Origin of the sequence: Candidatus Halocynthiibacter alkanivorans (assembly GCF_003333265.1) — a bacterium.
Classification (GTDB): Bacteria; Pseudomonadota; Alphaproteobacteria; order Rhodobacterales; family Rhodobacteraceae; genus Halocyntiibacter_A; species Halocyntiibacter_A alkanivorans.
Window position 1 is genome coordinate 1 of the sequence record NZ_QOLB01000051.1, and the last position, 8159, is coordinate 8159.

Below are 8159 nucleotides of genomic sequence, written 5' to 3' on the forward strand. Positions count from 1 at the left end.
GACCTGGTTTGCGGAACCCTTCAGGGCCAGCGGTCAAAACCGCGCAAACAGGCCGGACACATGACTGCTTCTGACAACAGTGCCGATCATCTCAAAAATGTCTTGCTATGCAGGGGCCATCCACACATGCCATTCGTCGCATTGCGGAAGACTCGTCAGTCTTGGGATCTGACCAGCCATTCGCTGCGGCTGTCACGAACGGCCGGTTTGGGCCGTTCGTGACAGTTATGGCAGAGGGAAACGGTCCGATTGCTGCGCCAAGCACTTTTCGTCAGTATGGGCGGGAAGCAGAACTTCGCGGCAGGCGCGAAATAGTCAGACCGGCTGTTCAATGCCCGTCTTTGTTGACCTTTGATCGGCCTCCAAAAGTCAGTCAAGGGCGCGGGTGGCACGTAACGCCTGGCTTTTGCTGGCCACAGGCCAGGTTGCAGATATCTACGGTGCACGGTTGAGCAAGCGCGAGAGACCGTGACGCAGGTTTTATCTATGGCAGAATAAGCAGCCAGAGCCAGATCGTCACCACAGACAAGCCGGTGCCAATCAGCACAGTGCTGGCGGCGACCCGCTTTGCAGTGCCGTAGGTGCTGGCAAACAGGTACACGTTCACGCCGGGTGCCATTGAAGCGGTCAGCACTGCGGAGCGCAGAGGGCCGATGTCGAGATCAAATACAAACCTGCCCAGACCATAGGAAATCGACGGGTGCAGGATCAGCGATGCAAACACGACCCAGGCGATGACTTTGGCGTCCCCTTCAGGGCGGTAGCGCAGCAGAACACCGCCAAGGCCAAACAGCGCGGTGGGGATTGCGGCGCGGTTCATCATTTCGACGGCGGACCAGACCGGCGCGGGCAGCGTCACACCGGACAGGTTGACCAACAGGCCGGTGAGGATGCCTATCAACAGCGGGTTTGTCGCCAGCGATTTGCTAATGCGGCCACCAAGGGCAACCGGCGACACGCCCTGGCCCCGCGAGCGGGTGATTTCCATCACCGAAATACCAAAAGTGTACATCACCGGTGAATGCAGCGCGATAATGATGAAATTCCACTGCAGCGCGTCGACACCATAGGCGCGCTCGGTGATGGGCAGACCGAGCAGCAGCGTGTTGGAAAACATGCCGACAAAGCCGATGGCCACCGCGTCCTGTGCGCTGCGGTTAAACAGCAGACGCGCGCCAAAAAAACCCAGCAAAAATGCCGCAAATGATCCGGTATAGAATGTGATCAGAAGCGGAATGTCGAAACTTTGGCCAAGATCCAGCCGTGCGATCGCGGTGAACAGCAGCGTTGGCACCGCAAAATTCTGCGCAAACAGCATGATGCCGTCGATGGTCTGTTCAGAAATTAGTTTGCGCCAGGCAGCAACATATCCAAAGCCGAGCAGCAGAAATACCGGCAGGATGACATTGATCAGTGCCTGCATCAGATGTCGTAACTGATGGTCATGCCGTCATAGGCCGGCGTGATATGGTCCGCAGTTTCTGCCTTCAGTGTCTCATAATCCAGGTCGATATGCATATTGGTCAGCACCGCGCGCCTCGGCGCCGCCCGTTCGATCCAGCCGAGCGTCATCTCCAGATGGGCGTGCGTGGGGTGCGGCGCGCGGCGCAGCGCATCCACCACCCAGCAATCCAGGTCTTTCAGGCTGTTCCAGGCGTCGTCATAGATGTCGATGGCGTCCGGCAGGTAGGCCAGATCGTGGATGCGAAAGCCAAGAGCGTCGATGGAGCCATGCCCGACACGGATGGGTGAAAAGGTGATCGCGCCGCCGGGCCCTTCAATTGTGACATCGCCGTCAATCAGATGCAGGTCCAGGATCGGCGGATAAGAAGAACCGTCCGGCGTCACAAACGCATAGCTGAAACGCAACATCAGATCGGCCTGGGTTTCCGCGTCCGCCCAGACGTCGATCCGTTGGCGCATATTGTAAACCACCATGCGCAGATCATCGATGCCGTGCATGTGATCGGCGTGGGCATGGGTATAGATCACCGCGTGCAATTCACCGACATTGGCGTCCAGCAACTGGTTGCGCATGTCCGGAGAGGTGTCGATCAGCACCCGTGTGGTGCCGTTGTCGTCGGTACGCTCCACCATCATAGAACAGCGGCTGCGGCGGTTTTTCGGGTTTGTGGGATCGCAGTCGCCCCAGTGGCCGCCAAGGCGCGGAACGCCGCCGGAGGAGCCGCAGCCCAGGATGGTGAAAGTCAGCTTTGCCATCAGTTTGCGGCCTGCCAGGCGGCGGCTTTGCTGAACAGCCGGTCAAAATTGGCCTGGGTGCGGGCGGCAAATTCTGTGTAGTCCACGCCGAAGGCCTCGGCGCCGATCTTGGCGGTCAGCGCGGTATAGGCGGGCTCATTGCGGCGGCCGCGGTGGGGCGGGGGCGCCAGATAGGGCGCGTCGGTTTCCACCAGAATACGGTCCAGCGGTGCCGCGGCGAAAATCTCACGCAGCTCTTTGGAGCGGGGAAATGCAGCGATGCCGGACATCGAAAGGTAAAAACCCAGATCAAGGCTGGCTTCGGCCAGTTCACGCGAAGAGCTGAAACAGTGCATCACACAGCCAAAGGCGCCGGCGCGGTGTTCCTCGGCCAGAATGCGGGCCATGTCCTCATCTGCGGCGCGGGCATGCACGATCAGGGGCAGGCCGGTCTGGCGCGCCGCCTCGATATGGATGCACAGGCTTTCCTGCTGCACATCTTTGGTTTCGGACGTGTAATGGTAATCCAGCCCGGTTTCGCCAATGCCGACAAATTTGGGATGCTGCGCCAGGGCGACCAGTTCCTCTACCGTTGCCATTGGCTCATCGGCGGCGGACATCGGATGGGTGGCGGCGGTGTAGAACACTGGTGCATAAGCATCCGCAATGGCGCGCACTTGTGGCTCCAGCCGCAGTTTGGTGCAGATGCTGACCATGCGGGTGACGCCGGCTTCCAGAGCGCGATCGATCACCTGAGGCAGCTCCTCCGCAAAATCGGGGAAGTCCAGGTGGCAGTGGCAGTCGGTGATCTGAGGTGTCTGCGTCATGGTTCGCCTTGTGCCGCCAATGTTGCGGCCGTTTCATTTATCTTCAGAACCATATCAAGGATGAGCGCCGCAGGGTCAAGGTTCACCGCCTTGCCGTGGCGCGCGCGGGCACCCAGATCCTGTTGCAATTCCGCCCATCGGCGTGCCGCAAGTGTGCCAGGCGCCAGGCGGGCCATAAGCGTGGCTTCGCCGCTCATCGCCTCCGTCGCGGGGGGAAGGCCGGCGCCGCTGCGCGCGAGCCGGGACAGGAACAGATCCATCAGTCCCAGCACCAGTTCAAAGCGGGCTTCATTGGTCCGCCCGACACAGCTTTCGGCCAGTTTCAGCGCCCGGGGCCGGTCAACGCGCGGCAGTTCGGAAAACAGCGTCAGGATCTCGTGATAGACGCCCATGCCGCCGAGATTCACCAGGCGCAGCGCTTCGCCCGCTGAACCGGCGGCGAGCTCGGACAGGCCGGGGGACAGGTCTTCACTGTCCACTCCCGCCTGCTGCAACGCGGCCGACATGTCGTCCGGGCCAAGCGGCGCACAGCGCAATTCGCGGCAACGCGACCGGATGGTTGGCAGCAGCCGTGAGGGCTGATGGCTTATCAGCAACAAAAACGCGTTTTCGGGCGGCTCTTCCAGCAGTTTCAGCAGCGCGTTGGCCGCAGAGGTATTCAACTCATCTGCCGCATCCACGATCACCACCCGGCGGCCACCGTCGGCGGCGGACATAGCAAAGAAGTTCTTCAGCTTGCGCGCTTCTTCAACGGTGATGTCCTGGCTGATACGGTCTTTTTTGGCGTCGTAGGCGCGGCGTAGCAGGAACAGGCGTGGCTCAGACAGCGCCAGGGTGCGGCGCGTCACCGGATGATCCGCAGCCACGTCCAGCGTGTCCGGGGCAGGGGGTGCGCCAAACATCTCGCCTTCCTCCGCCAGCGGTTGCGCCAGCAGAAAACGCGCTATGCGCCATGCCAGCGTGGCTTTGCCGACACCACGGGGGCCGGTGACCAGCCAGCCGTGGTGCAGGCGGTTTGAATTGAACGCCTCCAGAAACGCAGCCTCAGCTGTCTGTTGCCCCAGCAATGCGCTGGTTTCGCGCGGGTGAGGCGCGCCGGACGCCCGGTCGGCCTCGGGCAGCCGATCGTCGCTCATACCAGCGCCTTGCGCACCAGAGCAGTGATCTCATCGGCGACCACGTCCGCATCGCGGTCGCCGTCGACGACCCGGAACCGGTTGGAAAATTCCTGCGCCAGATCGAGAAACCCGGCCCGCATACGAACCTGCATGTCGAGACCAAAGTCCTCAAAGCGCTCTTCAGCAGTCTGACGCCCTTTGGCGCGCGCCAGGCCCGTTTGGGGGTCCATGTCGATCAGCAGCGTCAGATCGGGTTCGCGACCAATCATTTCCCGGTGCAGCACGTCCACTTTGGCGCGCAGATCGCCCCGGGTGATGCCCTGGTACACGCGCGTTGAATCGGCGAACCGGTCACAAATAACCACTTTGCCTGCTGCCACGGCAGGCAGGATGGTTTTTTCCAGATGGTCGCGGCGTGCGGCGGTGAACAGCAGAATTTCAGTTTCAGCCGACCAGCGGTCCGGGGCGCCCTCCAGCACCAGCGAGCGGATTTCTTCCGCCCCGGGGGAGCCCCCGGGTTCCCGCGTCAGTAAAACCTCAAGCCCCAGATGGCGCAAAGCATCCGCGAGACGCTTTGCCTGGGTGGATTTGCCCGAGCCGTCGATGCCTTCAAAGCTGATGAAAATGCCGCTCATCAGTTCAGGACCAGACCTTCTTTGTCGACGAACTTGCGGAACAACACGGTGGCTGCACTGCGCACGCGCGGCAGGAAACCGCCGCGGATGATGGTGCGGTCAGACACCAGCGGCACGGTTGCATCGGGCAGTTCGCCGCGCGAAATCACCAGGTCGGCAACGATGTCGCCTTTGTTGATGGGGGCTTCAAGCGGGCCGCGGTATACAATCTCGGCATCCAGCGCGTCGCGTTGCAGCGCCGGCAACAGCAAGCTGACATCGTCTGCGGTCACCAGGCCAATTTCCTGCTGATCACCCATCCAGACTTTGGCACGGCCCATTTCACGGCCTTTGTCGGCCACGGGCTTTTCGACAAACTGACGGAAGGCCCAGTTCACCACGCGTTCGGCTTCCTGCGAACGTTCGGCTTCAGCGTTCAACCCGGTGATCACAAATACGATGCGGCGGCCGCTTTGAACTGCAGAGCCAACAAGGCCAAAACCGGCTTCATCCGTGTGGCCCGTTTTCAGACCATCGGCCCCAATGCCAAGGCGCAGAAGCGGGTTGCGGTTGAAACGGTTGTCTGGCGCACGGCCGTCAAAATCGAATTCGCGCTGGGCAAAATAGCCGTAATATTCGGGGAACTCGGTAATCAGACGTGTGGCCAGAGTGCCAAGGTCCTTCATCGACATGCGCTGATTTGGATCGGGCCAGCCTGAGGCATTGGCAAAGGTGGAATTCTCCATGCCCAGGTCACGGGCCCGTTCATTCATCAAGCGCGCAAAGGCGTCTTCCGATCCGGCAAGCCCTTCGGCCACCGCGACACAGGCATCATTGCCCGACAGCACGATAATGCCCTGGATCAGCTCTTCAACGGTCGGACGGTCGGTCTCATTCAGGAACATGGTTGAACCGCCCATGTTTTTCGCCCGGGTGGAGACCGCGAACCGTGTCTGCAGGGTGACACGGCCGTCTTGCAGCGCCTCAAACAACATGTTGAGTGTCATCAGTTTGGACATCGAAGCCGGTGGCAGGGCGATGTCGGAGCGTTTTTCCAGCAACACAGTGTCGGTGGTCAGATCGTATACATAGGCGGCGGTCGCGCTGGTTTCAAACGCCCTGAGCGGCAGCGCCGCCAGGGTCAGTACCAACGGGACCAGCATCAGTTTGAGCAGGTGGTTCAGCATGTTTGGTCTCCGGATCAGTGGGTCACGGCATAGGCGTCGGTATAGCCGAGACCTTTAGCGGTTTTTATCAATGTATCGCGTTCCACGGCCGAACTGGCGGGGCCGATCACAACGCGCCAAAAGGCTTTGCCAGCGCTGTTGCCAGGTTTGATGCCGGGCACAATGCCTGCCTTGCGCAACTGGTCTGCTGTTCGGATCGCATTGGCTTCAATACTGAAAATTCCGATCTGGACAGAGGGGCGGACCAGTTCAGACGCGGCTGTGGCGTTTGTGTTGGTCCCGGCCTGGGCCGCAGGGGTATCCGCGGCGCTTTGTGCGGTGGTAATGGCAGCAGCTGCGGCCGTCACCAACGGCTCAGGTGCGGTGTTTTCAATAACTTCTGCTGAATCCAGAGCGGCGGCGGGAGCGCTGTCTTGCTGCACCTCTTCGCGGCGCAATGCGGTGACATTCAAGGCGGCCGGGGCGCCGGCCAGCATGCCAAGCGCAGCGGCGGCATCTGAGGACACCTGCAGCGCGGGCCCGGGGTTGTGAATCTCGCGGCGGAACAAAGCGCCGATGACAAATTTACCGTTTGCCGTATTGCGGATAATCACCCGCTCGGGGGTGGTGACTGTGTCAAAGGCAACCCAGACGCCTCCAAGTGAGGGCCGTCCGTCCCACAAGCCCTGGTCTGAAACCTGAAACACATCTGGTGCCTCAATATCGCGCTCGACCAGTCGGGTAGAGCGTAAAGGCTCAAGGGCGCCGGACGCGATTGTTTCCGGTTTCTCGAGACGGGCGAGGTTCGCCGTATCCACACAGCTGGCAAGCACCAATACGCCCGCCAGCGCCAGCGCCATGCGCCCCGATTTTAATCTTGCCATCTGTGCCCCTTCCGGCGGGTCGTGTGAACCCGGCGTGACCTCTGCCTGTGCGACCTGCTTGAACAGGCCGTCTTTTGGCACGCAGTCTAACCACTGGCACCGCGCATGGGAAGCCATAGCCCGGCGCCAGGCAATAAACTGCGTGAAAAAATCGGGGCTTCGGTGCAGAACAGGACTTACAGAATCGAAAAAGGCGCGCTAAAGCCATGCCTGTCGGAGGAGTGGCAGAGTGGTCGAATGCACCGGTCTTGAAAACCGACGTAGGTGAAAGTCTACCGTGGGTTCGAATCCCACCTCCTCCGCCACCAATGCGGCTTAAGTGATTGATCTTTATTAACTTATCCTCAATCGAAGCCTGGTCTTCCCCCAATTATTCCCCCTGTATGTTTTGGATTAAGTCATAAAGCTTCGGAAGATAGTGGAAGTCTTTTTCAAAATCTTCTTGGTGGTATAGATTTCAATTCCTAGGCTTGGCTGAGGCGAACAGCCGTTTGCAGTCAATGGCCGTGTACGCTGTTGTTGCAGCGCCAACACGGTTTCAAACGGATGCTTTGACGATCTTCACGGACGGCTTAGCGCGTCCGTGAAGGCGTCTCCCATCATGTGGTGGATATCCTGGCAGTTGCGCATCTCAAAACGGTTACGCAGTTGTTTGGAACCAAGACGTAGCTCAAAACGCCAGACCTGACTTTGATTGCTGTCGCTGAGATCAAGAGGCTGCTTGCCAGTGGTTTTGAGCTAATGGGATGAACTGCTTTCCCACCAAAACGCAGCTACTGTTGCGGTGAACAGTGGAAAAGAAGGAGCGTTCTGAAGGATATCTCGATTCTGGGCGTTGATCTGGCCAAGGTAGTTTGTAGCCTTTCTGGGTTGGATAGCAGAGGTGCGGTCGTATTTCGCAAACGTATCCAGCGTCATCGGCTTCTGGAATTTATCGTCAAATTGCCTGCCTGTGTTGTCGCAATGGAAGCCTGCGGCGGCGCGCACCATCTTGGCCGATTTTGCCTACAGCATGGTCACGCGCCGCGGCTGATGTCACCACTCTACGTCAGGCCCTACATGAAGGTTCACAAGAACGACGACCGCGATGCCGAGGCCATTGCAGAGGCCGCGACGCGGCCGGCGATGCCGTTCATGGCAATCAAATCGGAGGAGCAACTCGTCCTTCAGGCGCTGCGCCGTTCCCGCGAAAGACTCGTGCACAACCGGACCCGCCTGATCAACCTGTCCGTCGGCAGAGTTTTTGGGGCCAAGAGCGGCTTAATTTAAGCAAGCATCTGGCTCATCTGGTTGGTTTGATTATGCGGCGCGTTGGCTGTGATGCAAGCGCCGCGCTTCGAGCGTGTTTCGT

7 protein-coding genes, 1 tRNA gene and 2 pseudogenes are annotated in these 8159 nt (G+C 59.9%); 3 read left to right on the forward strand and 7 right to left on the reverse strand.

Features of this window, described 5'->3' with window-relative positions:
- A pseudogene (locus DWA01_RS23420) lies at positions 1–222 on the forward strand (hypothetical protein); the annotation flags it as partial.
- Positions 223–484: 262 nt separating this feature from the next.
- On the opposite strand, the gene DWA01_RS04595 reads toward DWA01_RS23420, so the two are convergent.
- The 7 genes from DWA01_RS04595 to DWA01_RS04625 are packed head-to-tail and all read right to left on the reverse strand — an operon-like array spanning position 485 to position 6808.
- Positions 485–1423, reverse strand: a complete 939-nt coding sequence (locus tag DWA01_RS04595) for an AEC family transporter (RefSeq protein WP_114284592.1) — start codon at positions 1421–1423, stop codon at positions 485–487.
- Positions 1423–2220 carry an MBL fold metallo-hydrolase gene (locus DWA01_RS04600; RefSeq protein ID WP_114284593.1) on the reverse strand — a complete coding sequence of 266 codons (798 nt, stop codon included), beginning with the start codon at positions 2218–2220 and terminating at the stop codon, positions 1423–1425. The genes DWA01_RS04595 and DWA01_RS04600 overlap by 1 nt, the downstream gene beginning before the upstream one ends.
- Complete coding sequence (locus DWA01_RS04605) at positions 2220–3026, reverse strand: TatD family hydrolase (RefSeq protein WP_114284594.1); 807 nt, start codon at positions 3024–3026, stop codon at positions 2220–2222. The genes DWA01_RS04600 and DWA01_RS04605 overlap by 1 nt, the downstream gene beginning before the upstream one ends.
- On the reverse strand, positions 3023–4162 hold the full coding sequence (locus tag DWA01_RS04610) for a DNA polymerase III subunit delta' (RefSeq protein ID WP_114284595.1): 1140 nt from the start codon (positions 4160–4162) through the stop codon (positions 3023–3025). Before DWA01_RS04610 ends, DWA01_RS04605 begins: the two co-directional genes overlap by 4 nt.
- Positions 4159–4779, reverse strand: coding sequence for a dTMP kinase (tmk, locus tag DWA01_RS04615; RefSeq protein ID WP_114284596.1), 621 nt, complete (start codon positions 4777–4779; stop codon positions 4159–4161). Before tmk ends, DWA01_RS04610 begins: the two co-directional genes overlap by 4 nt.
- On the reverse strand, positions 4779–5945 hold the full coding sequence (locus DWA01_RS04620) for a D-alanyl-D-alanine carboxypeptidase family protein (protein ID WP_114284597.1): 1167 nt from the start codon (positions 5943–5945) through the stop codon (positions 4779–4781). The genes tmk and DWA01_RS04620 overlap by 1 nt, the downstream gene beginning before the upstream one ends.
- A gap of 14 nt (positions 5946–5959) precedes the next feature.
- Positions 5960–6808, reverse strand: coding sequence for an SPOR domain-containing protein (locus DWA01_RS04625; protein WP_114284600.1), 849 nt, complete (start codon positions 6806–6808; stop codon positions 5960–5962).
- A gap of 215 nt (positions 6809–7023) precedes the next feature.
- Between DWA01_RS04625 and DWA01_RS04630 the strand changes: the two genes are divergently transcribed.
- Positions 7024–7113: transfer RNA gene (locus DWA01_RS04630), tRNA-Ser, on the forward strand.
- 514 nt (positions 7114–7627) lie between these two features.
- Positions 7628–8032, forward strand: a pseudogene (locus tag DWA01_RS04635) (IS110 family transposase); the annotation flags it as partial.
- Positions 8033–8159 lie beyond the last annotated feature (127 nt).